The following is a 19,548-nucleotide window of genomic DNA, read 5'->3' on the forward strand; positions in this document are numbered from 1 at the left end:
TTTTGCGTTGTGGCGAATCAGTCGTTGCTATGCTCCATAGCGAACCAGTGTATGGCACCCCGTTAACGGTCTGGTGACCAAACCTTTACCTTGTCTTGAGTTGTCACCACCTAAGACAAAGCCGGGACCTCCGTGCCCAACGGTCCCGAGGAGTAGCAGATGGCCACCAAGGCAGCGAACAAAAATACTAAGGATACCGAGAAGCCCGAAGGCGCGGCTCCGGAAACATCCAACGACAGCCCGCTTATCGATCAAAACGATGCAGCTGTTAAAAAGCTGATCAAGGTCGCCAAGAAGCGTGGCTACGTCACGTATGAAGAGCTGAATGCCGTCCTGCCTTCGGAAGAAGTCAGCTCGGAGCAGATCGAAGATTTTATGTCCATGTTCTCGGAAATGGGCATCAACGTCGTCGACGAAGACGAAGTTGAAGAAACCGAGGTGGAGAAGGACGAAGACGACACCGGCACGGAAGTCGCCACATCTGCTGGCACCGCTGTTGCCAACACGTCCAACGCCAAGGCCGGTTCTGACCGCACCGATGATCCGGTGCGTATGTATCTGCGTGAAATGGGTTCGGTTGAGCTTCTGAGCCGCGAGGGCGAAATCGCCATCGCCAAGCGCATTGAAGCTGGCCGCGAAACCATGATCGAAGGGCTTTGCGAAAGCCCGCTGACTTTCCAGGCGATTATTATTTGGCGCGATCAGCTCGCTCAGGGCGAAATTCTGCTGCGCGACATTATCGATCTGGAAGCCACCTATGCTGGCCCAGACGCCAAGCAGGCTGCACCGGAAGTGCAGATTGTTGCTAAGCCTGTGGTTGAGGCTCCTAAGCCTGCTGCTAAGCCTGCGCCACGTCGCTCGGCCGGTTCGGGCGAAGACGACGATTACGTGCCAGAAGAGCCAGAAGCTCCGCAGGACCCAGTCGAAGACGACGACGATGAGTTTGATAACGCACTGTCGCTCTCGGCGATGGAAGCGGAACTCAAGCCGCAGGTCGTGGAAACCTTCAACCGTATCGCCGAAGCCTATGGCGCGATGCGTGAGATGCAGGATCGGCACGCCGAAGACCGCAACATTGCTGTTTCCGCTGACGAAAACACCAAGCTGGGCGTGCTGCGCGGCGAAGTGATTGCCGACGTTAAGTCGCTGTCGCTGAACGCGAGCCGTATCGAAAGCCTGGTTGAACAGCTTTACGACATCAACAAGCGTCTCGTGCGTTTGGAAGGTCGCCTGCTGCGTCTGGCTGAAAGCTATGGCGTTAAGCGCGAGAAGTTCCTCGACAAGTACTACGGTCGTGAAGTCGATCCGAGCTGGGAATGGGAACTCGAAAACTTTGACGGTAAGGGCTGGGGTGAGTTCGCTCGCCGTGAAGCTGGTACCATTGGCGACATCCGTACGGAAATTGCTACGCTGGCCACTGAAACTGGTCTCGATATCGCTGAATACCGCCGTATCGTGCACAAGGTTCAGAAGGGTGAGCGCGAAGCGGCTATCGCCAAGAAGGAAATGGTGGAAGCCAACCTTCGCCTCGTGATCTCGATTGCCAAGAAGTACACCAACCGCGGTCTGCAGTTCCTCGATCTCATTCAGGAAGGCAACATCGGTCTGATGAAGGCCGTTGATAAGTTCGAATACCGTCGCGGCTATAAGTTCTCGACCTATGCGACTTGGTGGATCCGTCAGGCGATCACGCGTTCGATCGCGGATCAGGCCCGTACGATCCGTATTCCGGTTCACATGATCGAAACGATCAACAAGATCGTTCGTACCAGCCGTCAGATGCTGCACGAAATCGGTCGCGAACCGACACCGGAAGAGCTCAGCGAAAAGCTCCAGATGCCGCTCGACAAGGTCCGCAAGGTCCTCAAGATCGCGAAGGAACCAATCTCGCTCGAAACGCCAATCGGTGACGAAGAAGACTCAAACCTGGGCGATTTCATCCAGGACTCGAATGCGATCCAGCCGATTGATGCGGCGATCCAGTCGAACCTGCGTGAAACCACCACGCGCGTTCTGGCCTCGCTCACTCCGCGTGAAGAACGCGTTCTGCGTATGCGTTTCGGTATCGGTATGAACACCGACCACACGCTCGAAGAAGTCGGTCAGCAGTTCTCGGTTACGCGTGAACGTATTCGTCAGATTGAGGCCAAGGCACTGCGTAAGCTCAAGCATCCGAGCCGTTCGCGCAAGCTGCGGAGCTTCCTCGATAACTGAGATCATTCCGCTAAAGCCGGTTCGGCTGAAGGTGACCAGCTTGAAGGCCATTGTGCCGTTCAAGCTGGTGGTGACGTTCTCGGACGCCACTTATGGTACGTTCAACGCGGCCCCCATGCTCTCCGAGCGGGGGGAGGGGACAGAGCCTCTGCGGGATCGGAATTTCTTCGCTAAGGTCGAGCTGGTTAACGGCAAGCCGATCTGGCCCAACTATTTTGATATCTCGCCTGCGTGGTTGCAGGAGGAGATGGAGAAACGCGGTGAACTCGAACATCCGAGACCACTGCGGCGACGGTAGATTGAGGGGAGCTCCCATGTCGTTCTTGAAGAAGCTATTTGGTGGCGGGAAATCGGAAGCCGCGCCTGCTGGCGATAAGTCGCTGGGCGAAGAAGACTACAAGGGCTTCAAGATCAAGGCCATTGAGATGAAGGTCGGCTCCGAGCTCCAACTCGCTGGCACCATCGAAAAAGAAATTGGCGGCGAGGTGAAAACCTACCGCTTTATTCGCGCCGACCGCATGAGCTCGCGCGAAGATCTGGTTATGCTAGCCCTGAGCAAAGGCCGGCAGATCATCGATGAGCAGGGCGAGCACATCTTCCGCTAAGCCCAGAATAACTGACTTTTTGACGACCGCGGGCCGATCGGCCCGCGGTTGTTTTTTGCAAGGAGAACTCTGATGGCCCGTAAGCCAACTGCCCGCACTGAATTCGTGATGTTTGACGTTGTGTACGAAGACGGCTCCCAGCGCTCTAACCGTAAGGTTGATGCAGGCCTGCTCGGCGGCCTCGATGGCGATGAGCCTGCACGTGCTGAGATTGAAGCTCAGGACCGTGCGATTTCTGAAAAGTCCGGCATGCCACCACTCGCTATCAAGTCGCTGAGCCGTTCGGGTAAGTAAGGTCTATCTTGGAACAGTGCGAGCGTAAGCTGCTATGAATGGCGCCATCCCGCGATGGCGCCATTTCTCGTTTAAGCGCTCTTGGCGAGTGGAACTCGGGTTTCGAGCTGGAACTCACCGACGAGCGTATTGAGCGCTCCAGCTTCGCCCTGAGCTTCTGCAACCGCACTGTGGGTTGTTTCAACCAGTTGCGCATTGTGCTGGGTGAGCACGTCGATGTGCTGCACCGCCTCGTCGATCGCGCGCAAGGCGTGGTTCTGCTCGGAGGTGGCCTCGGCAATGTCATGCATGAGCCTGTCGCTCACATGGGCTGCCTGGGTGATCTCGCTCAGGGCGCTCGCTGCATCCTTGACCAGAACCGTACCTTGTCCAACTTGGCTGGTGGCCTGTTCGATGAGGGTTTTGATCTGCGCTGACGAGGAAGCGGCAGATTGCGCTAGACGGCGCACTTCCACGGCGACCACAGCAAAGCCGCGACCGGCATCGCCTGCACGGGCCGCTTCAACAGAGGCGTTGAGCGCCAGCAGGTTGGTCTGGAAGGCGATGTCGTCGATCATGGTGATAATGCCAGCGATCTGCTGGGAGGAGGCGGCTATCCGCTCCATGGCAGCGGTTGCATTGGTCATGACCGTGGTGCCGCGATCGGCCGTGGTGGCAACGGACTCCGTGGCGGCGCGGGCTTTGGAAGCACGCTCGGCGGTCTCGTCCACATTGCGGCTCAGCTGCTCAAGGGCGACGGCGGTCTCGCGCACGGCCTCTGACTGCTCGTTGGTGCGGCGAGCGAGTGCTTCTGCGCCGTCGAGGAGTTCACCGGTTGCATGCGCCAGGGTGGTTGTGGCGGTCCGGATCGTGGTGATGACGTCACTCATGCGGTCGGCAACGAGGTTTGTGTCGGTCTTGAGGCCGGAAAACACGGGGGCATAGGTGCCGGTAACGCGCGCGCTCAAGTCCTTCTGCGACAGTGCCGCCATGACGGATGACGTTTCCGCAAGCCCGGTTTCAAGGTTGGCAATGAGATCGTTGACGGCATGCGCCAGATTGTTGAGGTCGGGCTCTGCAAAGGTCTCGGGGACACGGCGGCCAAATTCGCCATTGAGCGTAGCCGTGATGACTGTGCCGAACTGATCGCGCAGCTCTTGCAGGGTGCGCTGACGGTCTTCAACGCGTGTTTCTTCGCTTTCCTCGACGTCACGAGCGAGCGAAATGGCACGCTCGGCATTGGCGTTTGCATCATTTGCGTTCTGATCAGCGAGCGAGACGAAAGCGAAAGTATTGCGGAGCAGCCAAATCAGGCCTGCGGCCTCAACCAGAAGGATGACAGCGTGCAGTACGATGCGGGGGAAGCCGCCGCCGCCATAAAACACCAGATCGGGCAGGGTCATGCCCAGAAGAAGGTGGTGGATGGCGATAACGATGGTGCCCACCAGAATGACGCGCGCGTCGTAGAGCAAAGAGCTCAAAGCGAGCGAGGCGAAGAAAGCCATGTGCAAGTCGGTCTGCCAAGGCGTGCCCTTGGTTGCAGCGATGGTGGCTGAGATGGAGACCATCAGCACGGTCACCAGCAGATAGCGGAAACCGGCGCTCGATCTTGTGGTCAAGAATCCGGTTACTACGGTTGCGACGCCGGCAGCGCCGATGAGCGCTGTGGTGCCGAAATTGCCCTGCATGAGCAGCTCTACGACGATCGCAGTCGCCGCCATAAACAGGGTCAGGGCCGTGACCATAATGGTCGCGACAGAACGAATATTGGTAAGTGTCATTGAACTAGCTTTAGGCCTCGGCGCATAGGCCAGTGGCAGCGGTGAACCAAAGGGCGCCAGATTGGCTGGCGCGGTACTTAAAATCTGGATCGTCGGCGTAGACGACGACAATGTTGGAAAAGCGGGTCGGACCGACAACAAAGCCGCCAGCCTCGTGGATGCGTTCCCAAGCAGTGGCTTCTGAGGTGAAGGGGGGGAAGATCACCGCCATCTCGCCGGTGTCTGCTGCCGCTTGTGGAGCAGCAAGAAGTCCGGCGCCGACTAGCGCAAAAGCGACTGCGGGGAGCCAAGTCAGAGCGTTTTTCAGGTGCGATGTCTTGGTTCGGCTCGCTGGGTTTTCAGGCACGAGATAAGAAAAACACATGCGCGTGAGCTAGGCGTGGCCCGCTTAACCGGTGGTTAAGTCGGGCCTGCGCTTAAGACGTACTCACTTATGCTAATGCCCTATCAATCGCTGGTTTTACGACCGTGCCGTAAAGCTCAATTGCCTTCATGACCTTGGCATGAGGAAGCGTACCAACGCTGAGCTGCAGACCAAAACGGTCGTGTTTAAACCACTCGTGCTGAAGTAAAATCTTGTCGATCACTTCCTGAGGCGAGCCCATGTAATAGGCTCCTTCCAGCGTGGTGCTCGCATCAAACTGAGCGCGAGAGCTTGGGCCCCAACCGCGTTCGGCGCCGATCTTGTTCATGGCCGCGCTATGGGCCGGGTACGCTATGTCGCGGGCATCTTGGCTGTTTTCAGCGATGAAGCCATGGCCGGAAACACCCAGTTTGAGCTTGGTCACATCATGCCCGACCTTTTCGGCGGTCTGGCGGTAGAGCTCGGTTAGCGGCTGGAACTGACGGGGGCGACCACCAATGATCGCAATCATCAGGTTGAGGCCGTGATAGGCGGCGCGCGCGACGGAATTGGGGGTGCCGCCAACGGCGATCCAGAGTGGCAATTGCTCTTGAGCGGGCTTGGGGTAGATTTCCAGACCCGGAATGGGGGTTGTATGCTGGCTGCCCGGCCAAGCGACCTTGCCGCCCTTGCGGATGGCGAGGAGCATCTCGAGCTTTTCCTCGAAGAGATCATCATAGTCGTTGAGATCGAGCCCGAAGAGCGGGAAGCTTTCGATGAAGGAGCCACGGCCAGCCATGATTTCGGCGCGGCCATTGGACAGAAGGTCGAGCGTTGAAAACTGTTGCCAGACGCGCACGGGGTCTTCTGAGGAGAGGACGGTGACGGCGGTTGAGAGCTTGATCTGTTTGGTGCGCGCGGCGGCGGCGGCCAGAATGGTGACCGGAGACGAGGCGACATAGTCGGAGCGGTGATGTTCGCCCAAGCCGTAGAACGCAAGGCCGAGCTGATCGGCAAGCTCGATCTCTTCAATCAAATCCCGCAAGCGTTCCGCCGGGGATTGCAGATGCCCATTGTTGAGCATGTCTGGGGTGTTTTCCGCGAAGGAATAGAGGCCAAGTTCCATGGGTGTATCTCCTTATCGGGAGAAGTGGAGGCAGCCGGCGCACGGCGCAAGAGCGCACATGAATGTAACTACGGTAGGTTTTTGTTGCCAGAAATGAAAAGGCCCTCGGGAGGAGGGCCTTCTTGGATCGGAGATATTAGCGCTGCCACTGTGGGGTGTAGGCGAGCGGGGCGATAGGCTGCTGGCTCGGCTGCGGCAGCTTTTCGCCAGCCTGACGATGGATTTCAGCGACGAGGGCTGGGTCGAGCTTGAGCTTGACGGCCAACGCTTCGAGATAAGCCTGTTCTGCGGCGGTATCAGCGGTGATCGCGACGAGTGAGGCCGCATAGATTTCTGCGGCGTGCTCAGGCGTATCTGCGCGGGCGACAACAGCATTGATATCGAGCGGGGACGAGAGCTCGTCAAACACCCAAGCCTTTTCCTCGCCGGACAGCTGCATGGTGTTGAGCTTGGCAAAGATTGCTTCTTTTTCGTCGGCGTCGATGCGACCATCGGCCTTGGACGCAGCGATCATGGCGCGGACGAGGGTTTTGCCCAAATCTTCCTGCGCTGGCGTGTTCGGCTGCGGGATGAAGGCATCTTCGCGCACTGGCGCGGCCTGACCGGCCTGGTTGGCCTGATGGTTCTGCCACGCCTTATACGCAAGGCCACCAACGGCTGCGATAGCGCCAGCCTTGAGGCCGGTTTCCAAGAGTTTGTGCGGCTTACCGCCAGAGAGCAACATACCAGCAGCCATGCCAGCTGCACCGGTCAGAGCCTTGCTCTTGAGGTTCGGGTCGGACTGCAGCGTCTTTAGAATTTGGTCGATGTTGAACATGTCGTCTCCGTGAAAAACTGCACATGGTGCGCGCGGTCGGGGATTACAATAGGAGCGGTCCTATGAAGTCAAAATAGCAAGACCCCGGCAAGCCGGGGTCTGCTAAACGCGCTTAATGTGGCTGTGCAATCAATTAGTTGGCTGGCACAACCGGAGTAGCCGGAGCGGCTGGTGTCACTGGAGCGGCCGGAGCTGATGGAGCTGGGGTGGTCGGTTCTGGTGCTGCTGGCGCAGCTGGAGGCGCAACGTCTGTCGCAGGCGCTTCAGTCATTGGAGCGGTGCTTTCGATAGCAGGCGCTGGCGCAGTGGTATCAACGGTCGCTGGCCCGGTATTGGCAGAGAAAACCAGATAGCCAATTGCGAGGAGTGCTAGGGCTACGATGATGCCGACGAACCAACCGGTACCATTGCTCTCACGAGTGTAAACGGTGCGGCTTTCGTCGCGGGTGTAGACTGGATCACGTTCTGGGGTCGCCATTTTAGGTTTCCTTTGTTTCAACGTCCCCGATTCAACGCGTTTTTAATTCGCTGGTTCCAAAACGACGAAAGACGTGAAGAGGGCGGAAATCTTGCCGATTTCCGCCCTACTGACAGTAGTTTGCTCTGTGGGTTAGAGCCCCGGGGTGTCGTCCTTGCCCGTTTTTTTTGTAATTTTATCGATGTAGGCCAAGAAGAGCGCCGAGAAAATGAAGGTCACATGCAGAATTGTGTACCACATGATCTCGTTGTTTTCGTACTTCGGGATGTTGAGGAAAATCTGCAGCAAGTGAATTGAAGAGATCGCGACAATGGTCGAAGCGACCTTAACTTTTAGCGAGCCTGCGTCGATTTTGCCGAGCCAGTGAACGTCCTTGTCGTCGTCAAAACGCGAGACAAAGTTTTCGTAGCCCGAGATGATCACCATAACCACTAGGCTGGCGATGAGGGCTGCATCAATGAGGCTGAGCAGCTTGAGGATGGTGTCGTTTTCGCTCAGCTCCATGAACTTATTGGCGAAGTCAAAAAGCTTGCCGAAGAAGGAGAGGGCGTAGAGGCCAAGCGCGACGGCCAGACCGATGTAGAAAGCGACCAGCAGCCAGCGCGACGCCAGGATTATGCTTTCAACAAAGAGTTCGAGTTTTTTCATGATAACTCCAAGGCAATTGCCTCAGGCTTATCAAGACGATTGTGGCGCGCAAGTGTCTCTGCGCCGCAGGGCAAAAAGTAAGGTCGGCCCGAAGGCCGACCTTGAGGGTGGTTTTAGCGGTTTGCCACTGTCACCAGCGGCGTAATGCGGCGGATGGTGACGCGACGATTTTCACGTTCGCCAGCTTCGGTGCGGATCTTCAGATAGCGTTCGCCGTAACCCTGGGTGGCAAGGTTTTCAGGTGGTACGCCGTAGAAGTCCGAGAGAACGCGGGCAACTGTGGCTGCACGAGAATCCGAGAGGCGGAGGTTGGCAATGTCCGAACCAACCGCGTCCGTGTGACCTTCTATAAGGAAGGTTTCGTTCGGATTGGTGCGCAGCAGTGCCAGCATTGCGTTGGCAACGCTCTGGAGCGAGCCGACCTGATCACGGCCGATTGTTGCAGCACCTGTGTCGAAAGTGAGGTTACCCACTTCGAGCTTACGCACACTGTCACGAACACGAGCCGAGCGCTTCACTTCGTCGATCGAATAAAGACGGGCAACCTGTTCAACCGGAGGCTGAGCAAAGAAGGTCGTCAGCTGACGGTCATCGGCGTAACGGGCATCCAGAACGTAGTCGCGTGCTGGAATGTTGAGCTGCAGCGGAGGCAGGTCCAGACCCGGATCGCGCCAGTTGTTGAGGTTGTCCTCATAGCGATCATCGAAGTAGGCGAGGATATATTCCTGACCATCTGGAGTGATGCGCGTGCGACGCAGGATGTCGCCATTACGGTTGCGTACGGTGATAACCTGCGTGCCATCAGGGCGGACAATCACTTCACGCGTGCGGCCGTTGGAGAGATTTTCGTAGTAAATCTCGTCCTGCTGCGGATTGTAGAAGCGGTTGGTGTCCTGACCGATGGAATTCACAATCAGCTGTGTACCAACCTGCAGGATCACCTGTGCGATGGCATCGCCAGTTGAGGTTTGCTGCAGTACCGGGGCCTCAATGATCTGAACGTAGTTGTTCTGAACGTTGTTCTGCTGCCCGATATTGGTGGTGTTCTGATTGTTGGTGACGTTGGTGTTGTTGTTCGTCACCGTGTTGTTCACGGCTGTGTTGTTGGTGACGCTGTTGTCGACGTTCGAGACGTTGTTGACGATGTTGGTCACATAGTTGTTGACCACGGTCTGGTTGACCGTCGTGTTGTTCGTCGCAGCGACTTCCGTTCCTGCCTCGGCATTCGCGAGCGGAGCTTCGACCATGGCGCGGATTTCTTCGGACTGCGCCGCTTCATCGGTCTGTGGCAGCGATTCGAGTGTCACGATTGCCGGAGCAATTTCGACTGGGGCAGCCACAGCTGGCTGGCCCTCAACGGGAGCTGGAGCTGGCGCTGCCACCATTGGCTCATCCTTGGCACTATCGAGCAGCGGAGCGATTTGCTCGGCTTCGATACCAGCTGGCAGTTCCGTGATCGGTTCGGCAGTCTGACCATCCGAGGTGGTTTCCTCGACAGGCGTAGGCTGTTCAACTGGAACTTCTGGCGCGACCACAGGCTGTTCGACTGGCTGTTCTACAGGCTGTTCCACTGGAGGCTGAGCGGCGATTCCAGGCACTTCTGGCAATGCCAGGCCAAAGGCGGCGAGGCACGAGGTGACGTCACCACTGCCCTGAGCGGCGCAGAGGTCGGAGATTTCTGCACGGATGGCTGCGAGACGCTGGCTCACTTCGTCTGCATTGGCACCGTTCAGCAGATCAGAAATAGCTGTTTCGTAGTCGGTGACGAGACGGGTCAACTCTGCCTGATAGTCAACGCTCGGTGCTACTGGCACCGCTTCTGGAGCAGGCGCAGGCGCGACTTCGGGTGCTGGCGCCGCTTCTGGTGCTGGAGCTGGTGCGGCTTCTGGGGCTACCTGTGCCTCAGGGGCAGGGGTTGGCTCTGGAGCGGGTGCAGCCTCAGGGGTTGCCTCAGGGGCTGGTGCGGGTTGCTCTACGGCTGGCTGCTTAACAGGAGCGGCCTGTTCTGCCTGAGTTGCAGCGGCGGCGTCAGCTTCGGCCTGAGCCTGTGCGGCAGCCTCAGCTTCAGCGGCAGCGCGGGCTGCGGCTTCTTCCTGTTCACGCGCTGCAGCGGCAGCGGCTTCGTCGGCGGCCTGCTGTTCAGCAGCGGCACGTGCTTCGGCCTCGGCAGCAGCTTGTGCTGCTGCTTCATTGGCAGCGGCTTCCGCTGCCTGGCGCGCTTGCTCGTCAGCTGCGGCCTGTGCGGCGGCAGCCTCCGCTTCCGCAGCAGCCTGAGCTTCGGCTTCGGCGGCAGCGCGTTGTTCAGCTTCAGCGGCGGCCTGGGCCTCGGCGGCAGCACGTTGCTCGGCCTCTGCCTGCGCAGCAGCTTCTGCGGCAGCGGCAGCTTCGGCCTGTGCAGCGGCTTCTGCTTCTGCAGCAGCGGCCGCTTCAGCTTCGGCGGCGGCATTATCGACGGCTGGGGCCGCAGGAGCGCTACCACCCGATGCCAAGCATTCTTCGACGCTAGAGAAGCCCGCGACGATACACTCATTGGTCAACGTCGACTGTGCAGCTTCAAGAGCGGCGGCATCGCCCGATGCCTGCGCTTGCAGGTAGGACTGGATTGCAGATTGGAGTTCTGCACCCTGTGCATTGGCGGGAAGCGGCGCGACGGCCAAGAGGCCGATGCTGGTCCCGGTGAGGAGCCAGGTCTTGAAACTCATATGTCAATTCCTTCGAGTGTGTAACACTATGACGGGAAGATCGATTTATTTGCCTGAACCCAGTCTGAACGAAGTGTCAGTCGCTAGGAGCAGGTGGAGATCTTGTAATAATCCCCTAACGCCGGGCTGTTGGGGCAGTTCCTCAAGACATTCTGGATAACACAAGCAATCCGACAATGCGGCGGGATTGGGGCGCTGGACGATTTCGCGGTGGTCAGGCTCCTCCAGTCCAACCCGTCGTGATAGGCATGTGCGATGCAGCAAGCGATACACAGTCACAGCATTCAGACGCAAGGGCCGGGGCTTTACGAATTTTCTCGTGCAGTGAACAGTTTCGTTGCGCAAACTGGCATGTCGACGGGGCTGCTGACCGTTTTTGTCCGGCACACCAGTTGCTCTCTGCTCATCCAGGAAAACGCTGATCCGGATGTGCAGGTGGACCTTGATGGTTTCTTCAAACGGCTCGTGCCGGAGACTATGGATTGGTTGGTCCACACGCTTGAAGGGCCTGATGATATGCCGGCGCACATAAAGGCCGCGCTGACGCAGACCTCAATCGGCGTGCCGGTGAGCGAGGGGCGTCCTGTGTTCGGAAGCTGGCAGGGTATTTATCTTTTTGAGCACCGCCGCCGACCGCATCGGCGCGAGATCGTGCTCCACCTCATCGGAGAATAACACATGAATTGGGGCGAACTTATCGGCTATTGGCCGTTCGTTGTCGGGCTGCTCGCCACTGGTATTGTGTCCGGGATTGCCGCTGGCCTGCTGGGGATTGGCGGGGGTGCGGTCATCGTGCCTGCGCTGTCCAACGCGCTGCTGCTGATGGGTTACGATAGTGAGATTGTTCAACACGTCGCTGTTGGGACTTCGCTGGCCATCATCATACCAACCGGGATCATGAGTGCGCGCTCGCACCATAAGCGCGGCGCGGTCGATATGAATGTGTTCAAGCTGTGGGCGCCATTTATCGTGGTTGGCACGTTCATCGGTGGCATTATGGCCGGCTTGTTCTCGGCCAATGTGCTGCGCATTGTTTTTGCGGTGATGGCCTTCCTCATCGCGGCGAACATTATCTTTGGTTTGCAAACCAAGGTTATGGGGCACTTGAAAGGCTCGTCGCTGACACACCGAATTTCGGCGTTTGTCGTCGGCTATATTTCGTCGCTGATGGGTATTGGCGGTGGCTCGCTGACCGTGCCGACGCTGGTGGCTTTTGGGGACAGCATGCACAAGGCCGTCGGGACGTCGGCTGCGATCGGCGTTGCGATTGCGCTGTCCGGGACCGCGGGCTTTTTGATTTCAGGCTGGGGCGTGCCGAACCTGCCGCCGCTGAGCATTGGCTACATCAATATCGTGGCGCTGGTGCTGGTGGGCGTTTTGGCCGCCGTTTGTGCGCCGCTTGGCGCGACGTTGGCGCATAAGCTCGACCAGAAGACGCTCAAGCGCGTGTTCGCCGTGTTCCTGGTGCTGGTAGGGCTCAATATGCTTTGGAAGGTGCTGGCGGGGTAGGGAGCTTTAATCAGGCCCCCTCACCCGGCGCGTTGCGCCGACCTCTCCCCCAGAGGGAGAGGTAAGGAAGAGGGTTGGTGGGGACGGAGTGACTACGGTGGTTCCGTCCCCACCGCCCAAGCCCCCTCTAAGGAGGGGATCCGGGTTCTCGCGGCAGACATGTCTGCCGGAATGTAACTGTGTCTATGTCGGGTCCCGTTTGTTCAAAACAAGGCAGGTGCGACAGAGTTCCACCGATTACTTTTTGGTGTTCTCAAGGTCCCATTCGACATTGACGGTGATGGAGAAGCTCAGCTCGCCGGCCTCAACCGGGACCTTGTCGGCGGCGACTGCGCGTTCTGCCATGGCGTAAGCGACTGGTACGGCGTAATCTCGGCTTTCGCTGATCTTCTCAATATCGCCAAGGGTTGTGCCAGAGGCTAGTGCGTAAAGCTCAGCCTTGGCGCGGGCATCGGCGAAAGCGGCCTTGCGCGCTTCATCAAGCAATTCCGATGGGTCGGTGACCGAAAACTCGATCCCATTGACGGTGTTGGCGCCTACGGTGACCGATTGATCGAGAATCGAGCCAAGCTTTTCGAGGTCGCGAACGACGACAGAAACGCTGTTGGCCACCTGATAGCCATTGATCTTGGGCGGCAGACTATAGCCGCTCGCGTCACGCTCTTCCGAATAGACATAGTTGGGGCTGACCGAGAAGCCTGAGGTCTGAATATCGCGTGCCTCGATACCCGAGCCTTTGAGGGCCTCAATCAGCGCTGTCATGGCAGTGCTGTTCGCGTCGAGCGCTTCCTTGGCTGTCGCGCCCTGTGTGGTCACGCCAGACGACACCGTTGCCATGTCGGGCGCTGCACGGACTTGGCCGCTGCCCTCAATCGCAATGGTACCGGCAAAAGCAGGCGCAACACTAGCAAGCAAAGCGAAGGGAACGATCAGGCTTAATGCACGCATGTCATACTCCTAGATGAGGTCAGGGGAGAATCCCCTGTCTATGCGTCAGTATTGCGGCAGAGATGAACTGTGCCTGAACGTTTCACTTTAACGCCAAGGAATAGGCGTTTGGGGCGAGGGTTTAGGAGCGCAGGCTTGCAAGAGTCTTGCGTATGATTACGCTGGTGCAAGCGGGTTGGATTTGTTCCGATTTGGACAAAGCGATGTTGCCCACTTTCCCTTCCTTTCCAGAAAAGTATGACTTATACCCTTGCGTCATGGGAGGGCGCTGGCTGCGGTGCAGTCGCGGCCAGAGGCAAAAGAGGTTGCGAATATGGGCTTGGTTCCGGGCGGAGTGTTGTTGGGACGTGCAATAGTGCCGGGATATGCATATCCGCGCATTGTGACCGTTAGGGACGGGCAACTCGTCGACATCACCGCCAAGGGATTTGCTACGGTTCGCGATATTGCCGAAAGCGGGCGAGCCACCGAACAAGTGCGCACTGCAGCGGGAACCACTGTTGGTGCTGTCGAGGCCGTGCTCGCGAATTCGGAGGCGGTTTCTCCGCGAGATGATGTCGCCCGGCTTCTCGCGCCGATTGATTTGCAGTCAGTGAAAGCCTCGGGCGTGACCTTTGTGGTGTCGCTCCTTGAGCGCGTGATTGAAGAGCAAGCCCGCGGCGACAAGAGCCGTGCGGATGCGCTGCGTAGCGAAATTCTTGATTTGATCGGCACAGACCTCAGCGAACTTGTTCCGGGATCGGACAGCGCCATGAAGGTCAAGGACGCGCTGATCGCAAAGGGTGTTTGGAGCCAATATCTCGAAGTCGGGATAGGACCGGACGCAGAGATTTTCACTAAGTCTCAGCCGATGAGCGCCGTTGGCTTTGGTGCGGAAGTCGGGCTTCACCCGATTTCGAGCTGGAACAATCCTGAGCCGGAAGTGGCTCTGCTGGTGACCAGCAAGGGCGCGATTATTGGCGCGACCTTGGGCAATGACGTCAATCTGCGTGACGTTGAAGGACGTTCGGCGCTGCTCTTGGGCAAGGCGAAGGACAATAATGCTTCGGCCGCGCTCGGCCCATTCGTGCGCCTGTTCGATGGCGAGTTCACTCTCGACACCGTCAAAAACGCTGAGATCGCCTTACGGGTTGAAGGCGAAGACGGCTTTGAACTCGATGGCCATTCCAACATGGCGCAAATCTCGCGCACGCCTGAATCGCTGGTTGCCGCCACGATTGGCGAACATCACCAATATCCAGACGGTCTTGTGCTTTATCTGGGGACGATGTTTGCCCCGGTGAAGGATCGCGGCGGGCAGGGCATGGGCTTTACCCATAAACTTGGGGACGTTGTCTCTGTTTCGACGCCAAGCCTTGGCACACTGCGCAACCGGGTTAATCTCTCAACTGTTTGTCCACCCTGGATCTATGGCGCGAGCCATTTGCTGCGCGATCTTGCTCGCGCGGACCTCTTGTGACCCATTGCTGAAAGGCACATTCATGACTGAACTGTTTAAGAACCTTATCGACGGCGAGTGGGTCGGCTCTGACGGCGTAGAAAACATCAACCCATCCAACCTTTCGGATGTTGTGGGCGTCTATGCGCGCGCATCAGTTGACGACACAACAGCGGCGATCGCGGCAGCTAAGGCCGCATTCCCAGCATGGTCGCGTTCAGGGCTGCTTGAGCGTCATGGCATTCTGCGCAAAGCGTCCGACGAGATTTTGGCGCGCAAGGCCGAACTGGGCGAGCTGTTGGCGCGCGAAGAAGGCAAGACACTGCCAGAAGCAATTGGCGAAGTGACCCGCGCTGCGCAGATCTTTGACTTTTTCTCAGGCGAAGTGCTGCGTCTGACAGGCGAAGTTATGGCTTCGGTTCGTCCGGGCGTTGGCGTTGAAATCACCCGCGAGCCGATTGGCGTCGTGGGGATTATCACGCCTTGGAACTTCCCCATTGCGATCCCAGCATGGAAGATTGCTCCAGCGCTCGCTTATGGCAACACGGTTGTCATCAAGCCTGCTGACTTGGTGCCAGCTTCCACCTGGGCAATTGTCGACATTCTGCAGCGCGCAGGCCTGCCGAAGGGTGTTCTTAATCTGGTCATGGGCAAGGGCTCTGTCGTCGGGCAGACACTGCTGGATAGCCCTGATGTCGCGGCGCTCAGCTTTACCGGTTCGGTTGGCACTGGCCGTCGTGTGGCGGAAGCCTCGATCAAGCACAATCGCAAGTTCCAGCTGGAAATGGGCGGCAAGAACCCGGTTCTGGTGCTCGATGATGCGGACCTCAAAGTCGCCGTCGAGAGCGTGGCGCAGTCTGCCTTCTTCTCGACCGGTCAGCGGTGCACGGCATCCAGCCGTGTTATCGTCACGGAAGGCATTCACGACAAGTTCGTCGAAGCTTTGGCTGAACGCACTCGCAATCTGCGTGTTGGCGCGGCGCTCGACAAGGATACCGAAATCGGGCCAGTCGTTGATCCGAGCCAGCTCAAGCAGGACACCGATTACATCGCTATCGGTCAAGCTGAGGGCGCAAAACTCGTCGCAGGCGGTGGTCGTGTGAAGAAGGATACAGAGGGCTACTTCCTGCAGCCTGCACTGTTCACTGAAGCCACCAATTCCATGCGTATTGCGCGCGAAGAGATATTCGGGCCGGTTGCAGCGGTGATCAAGGTCAAGGATTATGACGAAGGTCTGGCGATCTGTAACGACACCGAGTTCGGTCTGTCGGCAGGCATTGTCACCACCTCGCTCAAATACTCGACGCACTTCAAGCGCAATGTCGAAGCGGGCATGGTGATGGTCAATGTGCCGACGGCCGGGGTGGACTTCCACGTGCCGTTTGGTGGTCGCAAGGGATCGAGCTACGGCCCCCGCGAGCAGGGCCGTTATGCAGCAGAATTCTTCACCGTGGTGAAGACGGCTTACACAGCCGCTGGCTAAATAGGAAATGCGAACGGGGCCTTCGGGCCCCGTTTTTTATTCTGCTTGGTCTTTGGCGGGGCGTTGCGTGAGTGCCATGCCTGCAAGGATTAGCACAATGCCCAGGACACTCGCCCACATGGTCATGGGCACGCCGCGCAGCATGTCGAGAACGACGCTTGAAATCATCTGACCAGCAATGAGCAGCAGGGTTGTATTGGTCGCGCCAATCTTGGTGATGAGGAAAGAGCCTGCGGCAACAAAGATCACGCCGATTGCACCGCCCGAATACACCCATAGCGGGATTTCGCCGATGTTTTCGGGAATGAGCCCACCAACGGCAAGACCGAGGACGGTCATGAAGATGAAGCCGACGATGTGGTTCCAAAAGGAGGAAATGAGCGGGGTGGTGGAGACGGAGACGCGCCCATTGACCTGACGGCTGAGGATGATCAGCAGGCCGATCACGAAGGCAGAGATAATGGGTCCGATCATGCTGCACCGACGCCGAAGAGAATGATGATCATGCTACCAGCGGAAATCAGTAGTACGGCGGCGCCGTCGCGCAGGTCGAGCTTGCGTTTCGGCAAACCCAGCAGCCCCCAGTGATCAGCGGCGAGAGAAAGAGCGAACTGACCGACGAGGCCAATCGCTAAAGTGCCACCCAAGGCGATGGGCGAATTGACTGAGTAGGACGTTAGAATAACGGTCAAACCACCAAACACGCCCCCGAGATAGGCCCAGAGGGGGGCCTTGCCATGAATGGCCTTGGCAGCGGCGGCCTTGGCGCGTTCTTTGCGCCATATGATGGCGAGCAGCAGCATTGCAACGACCGTGCCCACGCCATGAGCCTGCCACGATGAAAAGATGCCGCCGCCATAGCGACCGGCCTCACCATTAAAGAAAACTGCGAGGGTGAGTAAGCACCCACTGGCGAACGCAGCGAGCAGGTAGAGCGGGTTTACCCGCTGCGTTGAAAAGGACGTCATGAAATTCCGACTCAAATGGTTGCTAGGAGACTAGCTGAGCTGTGAGGAACGTACAGCGAGAACGTGAACCCCGTCGAAACCAATATCGCCCGCAAGTGGCGAGCGATTTGAGTTAGAGATAACTGCTGGCTTTAGAAACGCATTCCGACACCGCCGCGTAGGCTGGCCGAGACCATGCCTTGGGTGTTGAGGCCGAGTTCTGTGCCGGCGGTAAAACTGTAGGTGCCGGACTGGTATTGGGCATTGGCACCGATGAAGCCGCGCGCGGCATTGGCCGAGTTGCCCGCAAGGCTTAGTGTCGTGCCGAGCACTTGAGCATCGGTCGTGCCGCCATAGGTCAATGTGCTATCGGCACCAATCTTGGCGCTGCCACTCCAGCCACTGCCCGCTTCGCCGAGGTCGATAGTGCCGAGTTCAAGTTCTGCACGGGCATTGAGCAGGTGCGAGAAGCTGGAACCCATGGTGACATTGGCAGAGGAGCCTGATTCCGAATAACCAGCCTGATGAATGCCAGCATAGGTCAAGGTGACGCTCGGAGTTAGGCGAGCGAAGCCGAGATCCTGGTCCATGCCGAGTTTGATCGACGGACTGGCGAACATGCTAACATAGTTGGCATAGGCTGTTTCATACCCTGCTGCGACCGTGTTGTTGAAGAAGCGGCGCGCGCTGTCATTGGCGGAAACGCCAAGCGTCGCGTTGATGTCGATGAACACGGACCCAACAGCCAGCGAGGCATAGCCGCCGCCGAGCAGAGACGTGACATCGAGTTCGGACTTGGAAACCGTCTCGACGTGGCCACGACCGAGGCCAACGAAAAGCCCCGCGAGGCTATCATCAGAGAGTTTTACGTCTGAGCCAACCAGTGCACCACCTTGCAAGGACTTGGAGCCGGTCTTGCCCGAAGCTGGGGCAGTGAGTTCGCCATAAGCGCTGGCCCATGCGCCAAAATCGTCGCTCGGGGCAAAATCAGGGAAGTCTGGTGTCGCCGGGGACGGAGCATAGCCCAGAGCCGAGGTGCTGCGCGGCAGGCTTTGACGGCGATCGCCAGTATGGTTGGCGATATTGGATGTTACAGTGCTAGCAGTTTGAACAGTCGCGGTGTTGGCCGCTTCGATGGAGGCGGTGGAAACAACGGTGAAGGTTGTGTAGGTGCTCGTCGCGGCATCGCCATTGCGGCGGTGCTCAGTGGCTTCGGTTGTGACAGCGCGGGTATAGGCCTGGCCATGCGTTTCGATCTGATCGTCGCGCAACTCTCCAGTGATCTTGATAACGCCTTCAAGGCCGTTGCCGATTTCGAGAGAGCCCGTTGCAGCCTGCGAGAAGCGAATGCCACCAGAAACCACAGAGCCGGGCAAGAGCGTAAGTTTGCTATTGGCAAAGCCCATTGCGAAAGCGTCGAACTGTTCGCTGATTACGGTGCCGCTGTTGATGATGTGAACATTGGCGGCATTGGTTTGGATGCCATGGCTCTGGACGTAGCCGCCAGAAGAGGTTTGGTACTCTCCACCCTTTGCATGGATGGTCCCGGAGTTGGTGATGACAATATCACTTTGGGTCGTGGGGGAGTAGACATAGATACCGGCGCTGCCGTGGTCCGCTGTCCTAATGTTGCCCGTATTGGTGATGCGTGAACTGGTGCCGTAAAGGCTAATACCGTGGGATTGTGTGCCGTGGGTGATGATGCTGCCACTATTGTCCAACGTCACATTGAGCACATTATTGGCGCTGTTTTCGACCTGGATACCTGTGCCCGCCCAGCTGCCCTTGGTCTCAATCGTTCCGGTGTTGGTGAGTGTGAAATAATCACCAGTGGCGTAGACGCCATAGGAGCAGTCTTCGTAGGAGAAGATGCCGCCGTGATTGACCACTCGCGTGTTAGCTGCCAGCGTTTCCAGCGCGTAGGTGGCGCTTCCGCGATTTTCGATCGTACCGTAGTTCGTGATCACCGTATCCAAGCCGGTGATGGAAATCACGTTGCTTGTGGAGTCCAAGGTGCCACCACTTGCGATAAAGAGCGTGTCCCCGATCCCGGAAAGGCTCTGAGCACCTCCGGTTTGACCTTCACTGATGGTGATATCTCGGGCCTGCGCTGCGGTGATATTGGTAGCAGCAAGTAGGGCGACGATCGCCGGTACAACGGCAATTGGCTTTGACAACATAGTGGCGCGGCAATCTGCAGCTTTTGGCGCTGCTCAACAAATCAGGCGACACGAAG

Annotated in this window: 19 protein-coding genes; 8 read left to right on the plus strand and 11 right to left on the minus strand. The window is 58.0% G+C overall.

The window, feature by feature from the left end; genetic code table 11:
• Positions 1-159 precede the first annotated feature (159 nt).
• From rpoD to JHC09_RS03335, 4 genes are all read left to right on the plus strand, one after another.
• Positions 160-2,214 (plus strand): RNA polymerase sigma factor RpoD, encoded by a 2,055-nt coding sequence (rpoD, locus tag JHC09_RS03320; protein ID WP_169196448.1) that lies wholly within the window; start codon positions 160-162, stop codon positions 2,212-2,214.
• A 31-nt stretch (positions 2,215-2,245) separates the two neighbouring features.
• Entirely contained in the window at positions 2,246-2,512 is a 267-nt protein-coding gene (locus JHC09_RS03325; protein ID WP_199530816.1) for a DUF2442 domain-containing protein, read from the plus strand.
• A 16-nt stretch (positions 2,513-2,528) separates the two neighbouring features.
• Positions 2,529-2,819 (plus strand): HlyU family transcriptional regulator, encoded by a 291-nt coding sequence (locus JHC09_RS03330; protein WP_169196446.1) that lies wholly within the window; start codon positions 2,529-2,531, stop codon positions 2,817-2,819.
• A 72-nt stretch (positions 2,820-2,891) separates the two neighbouring features.
• A complete protein-coding gene (locus tag JHC09_RS03335; protein ID WP_169196445.1) occupies positions 2,892-3,113 on the plus strand; it encodes a hypothetical protein in 222 nt (73 codons plus the stop codon).
• Between the two features lie 71 nt (positions 3,114-3,184).
• Here the strand turns inward: JHC09_RS03335 and JHC09_RS03340 are convergent, their stop codons facing one another.
• From JHC09_RS03340 to JHC09_RS03370, 7 genes are all read right to left on the minus strand, one after another.
• A complete protein-coding gene (locus tag JHC09_RS03340; protein WP_199530817.1) occupies positions 3,185-4,873 on the minus strand; it encodes a methyl-accepting chemotaxis protein in 1,689 nt (562 codons plus the stop codon).
• Between the two features lie 10 nt (positions 4,874-4,883).
• Entirely contained in the window at positions 4,884-5,237 is a 354-nt protein-coding gene (locus JHC09_RS03345) for a hypothetical protein (protein WP_199530818.1), read from the minus strand.
• 67 nt (positions 5,238-5,304) lie between these two features.
• On the minus strand, positions 5,305-6,342 hold the full coding sequence (locus tag JHC09_RS03350; protein ID WP_199530819.1) for an LLM class flavin-dependent oxidoreductase: 1,038 nt from the start codon (positions 6,340-6,342) through the stop codon (positions 5,305-5,307).
• Between the two features lie 136 nt (positions 6,343-6,478).
• The gene (locus JHC09_RS03355; protein ID WP_169196441.1) at positions 6,479-7,159 is read right to left on the minus strand and encodes a tellurite resistance TerB family protein; all 681 of its coding nucleotides are present in this window, start codon (positions 7,157-7,159) and stop codon (positions 6,479-6,481) included.
• A 133-nt stretch (positions 7,160-7,292) separates the two neighbouring features.
• Positions 7,293-7,637: a hypothetical protein gene (locus JHC09_RS03360; RefSeq protein WP_199530820.1), complete on the minus strand. Its 345-nt coding sequence runs from the start codon at positions 7,635-7,637 to the stop codon at positions 7,293-7,295.
• A 132-nt stretch (positions 7,638-7,769) separates the two neighbouring features.
• Positions 7,770-8,285 carry a TIGR00645 family protein gene (locus JHC09_RS03365; RefSeq protein WP_199530821.1) on the minus strand — a complete coding sequence of 172 codons (516 nt, stop codon included), beginning with the start codon at positions 8,283-8,285 and terminating at the stop codon, positions 7,770-7,772.
• 113 nt (positions 8,286-8,398) lie between these two features.
• Complete coding sequence (locus tag JHC09_RS03370) at positions 8,399-10,987, minus strand: OmpA family protein (RefSeq protein ID WP_199530822.1); 2,589 nt, start codon at positions 10,985-10,987, stop codon at positions 8,399-8,401.
• 255 nt (positions 10,988-11,242) lie between these two features.
• Between JHC09_RS03370 and JHC09_RS03375 the strand changes: the two genes are divergently transcribed.
• Together JHC09_RS03375 and JHC09_RS03380 are read left to right on the plus strand one after the other, a co-directional pair.
• Positions 11,243-11,662, plus strand: coding sequence for a secondary thiamine-phosphate synthase enzyme YjbQ (locus JHC09_RS03375; RefSeq protein WP_199530823.1), 420 nt, complete (start codon positions 11,243-11,245; stop codon positions 11,660-11,662).
• Between the two features lie 3 nt (positions 11,663-11,665).
• Entirely contained in the window at positions 11,666-12,496 is an 831-nt protein-coding gene (locus JHC09_RS03380; RefSeq protein ID WP_199530824.1) for a sulfite exporter TauE/SafE family protein, read from the plus strand.
• A gap of 237 nt (positions 12,497-12,733) precedes the next feature.
• Here JHC09_RS03380 and JHC09_RS03385 read toward each other — a convergent pair whose 3' ends face one another.
• On the minus strand, positions 12,734-13,444 hold the full coding sequence (locus JHC09_RS03385) for an SIMPL domain-containing protein (protein ID WP_169196435.1): 711 nt from the start codon (positions 13,442-13,444) through the stop codon (positions 12,734-12,736).
• Positions 13,445-13,757: 313 nt separating this feature from the next.
• Here JHC09_RS03385 and JHC09_RS03390 point away from each other — a divergent pair, with 313 nt between their 5' ends.
• Together JHC09_RS03390 and JHC09_RS03395 are read left to right on the plus strand one after the other, a co-directional pair.
• Positions 13,758-14,903 carry a fumarylacetoacetate hydrolase family protein gene (locus JHC09_RS03390; RefSeq protein WP_199530825.1) on the plus strand — a complete coding sequence of 382 codons (1,146 nt, stop codon included), beginning with the start codon at positions 13,758-13,760 and terminating at the stop codon, positions 14,901-14,903.
• A 22-nt stretch (positions 14,904-14,925) separates the two neighbouring features.
• On the plus strand, positions 14,926-16,365 hold the full coding sequence (locus JHC09_RS03395; protein ID WP_199530826.1) for an aldehyde dehydrogenase family protein: 1,440 nt from the start codon (positions 14,926-14,928) through the stop codon (positions 16,363-16,365).
• 36 nt (positions 16,366-16,401) lie between these two features.
• Here the strand turns inward: JHC09_RS03395 and JHC09_RS03400 are convergent, their stop codons facing one another.
• The 3 genes from JHC09_RS03400 to JHC09_RS03410 form a co-directional block, all read right to left on the minus strand.
• Positions 16,402-16,839, minus strand: a complete 438-nt coding sequence (locus JHC09_RS03400; protein ID WP_199530827.1) for a DMT family transporter — start codon at positions 16,837-16,839, stop codon at positions 16,402-16,404.
• Positions 16,836-17,333 carry a DMT family transporter gene (locus tag JHC09_RS03405; RefSeq protein ID WP_199530828.1) on the minus strand — a complete coding sequence of 166 codons (498 nt, stop codon included), beginning with the start codon at positions 17,331-17,333 and terminating at the stop codon, positions 16,836-16,838. The genes JHC09_RS03400 and JHC09_RS03405 overlap by 4 nt, the downstream gene beginning before the upstream one ends.
• Before the next feature lie 131 nt (positions 17,334-17,464).
• The gene (locus JHC09_RS03410; RefSeq protein ID WP_199530829.1) at positions 17,465-19,492 is read right to left on the minus strand and encodes an autotransporter outer membrane beta-barrel domain-containing protein; all 2,028 of its coding nucleotides are present in this window, start codon (positions 19,490-19,492) and stop codon (positions 17,465-17,467) included.
• Between the last annotated feature and the right edge of the window lie 56 nt (positions 19,493-19,548).

It is taken from the genome of Devosia sp. MC532 (assembly GCF_016461625.1).
In the GTDB taxonomy this organism is placed as follows: domain Bacteria; phylum Pseudomonadota; class Alphaproteobacteria; order Rhizobiales; family Devosiaceae; genus Devosia.

Coding starts and splice junctions, on each gene's coding strand:
- rpoD (WP_169196448.1), top strand. CDS start 160: ATGGCCACCAAGGCAGCGAACAAAAATACTAAGGATACCGAGAAGCCC.
- JHC09_RS03330 (WP_169196446.1), top strand. CDS start 2,529: ATGTCGTTCTTGAAGAAGCTATTTGGTGGCGGGAAATCGGAAGCCGCG.
- JHC09_RS03335 (WP_169196445.1), top strand. CDS start 2,892: ATGGCCCGTAAGCCAACTGCCCGCACTGAATTCGTGATGTTTGACGTT.
- JHC09_RS03340 (WP_199530817.1), bottom strand. CDS start 4,873: ATGACACTTACCAATATTCGTTCTGTCGCGACCATTATGGTCACGGCC.
- JHC09_RS03345 (WP_199530818.1), bottom strand. CDS start 5,237: ATGTGTTTTTCTTATCTCGTGCCTGAAAACCCAGCGAGCCGAACCAAG.
- JHC09_RS03350 (WP_199530819.1), bottom strand. CDS start 6,342: ATGGAACTTGGCCTCTATTCCTTCGCGGAAAACACCCCAGACATGCTC.
- JHC09_RS03355 (WP_169196441.1), bottom strand. CDS start 7,159: ATGTTCAACATCGACCAAATTCTAAAGACGCTGCAGTCCGACCCGAAC.
- JHC09_RS03360 (WP_199530820.1), bottom strand. CDS start 7,637: ATGGCGACCCCAGAACGTGATCCAGTCTACACCCGCGACGAAAGCCGC.
- JHC09_RS03365 (WP_199530821.1), bottom strand. CDS start 8,285: ATGAAAAAACTCGAACTCTTTGTTGAAAGCATAATCCTGGCGTCGCGC.
- JHC09_RS03370 (WP_199530822.1), bottom strand. CDS start 10,987: ATGAGTTTCAAGACCTGGCTCCTCACCGGGACCAGCATCGGCCTCTTG.
- JHC09_RS03375 (WP_199530823.1), top strand. CDS start 11,243: ATGCAGCAAGCGATACACAGTCACAGCATTCAGACGCAAGGGCCGGGG.
- JHC09_RS03380 (WP_199530824.1), top strand. CDS start 11,666: ATGAATTGGGGCGAACTTATCGGCTATTGGCCGTTCGTTGTCGGGCTG.
- JHC09_RS03385 (WP_169196435.1), bottom strand. CDS start 13,444: ATGCGTGCATTAAGCCTGATCGTTCCCTTCGCTTTGCTTGCTAGTGTT.
- JHC09_RS03390 (WP_199530825.1), top strand. CDS start 13,758: ATGGGCTTGGTTCCGGGCGGAGTGTTGTTGGGACGTGCAATAGTGCCG.
- JHC09_RS03395 (WP_199530826.1), top strand. CDS start 14,926: ATGACTGAACTGTTTAAGAACCTTATCGACGGCGAGTGGGTCGGCTCT.
- JHC09_RS03400 (WP_199530827.1), bottom strand. CDS start 16,839: ATGATCGGACCCATTATCTCTGCCTTCGTGATCGGCCTGCTGATCATC.
- JHC09_RS03405 (WP_199530828.1), bottom strand. CDS start 17,333: ATGACGTCCTTTTCAACGCAGCGGGTAAACCCGCTCTACCTGCTCGCT.
- JHC09_RS03410 (WP_199530829.1), bottom strand. CDS start 19,492: ATGTTGTCAAAGCCAATTGCCGTTGTACCGGCGATCGTCGCCCTACTT.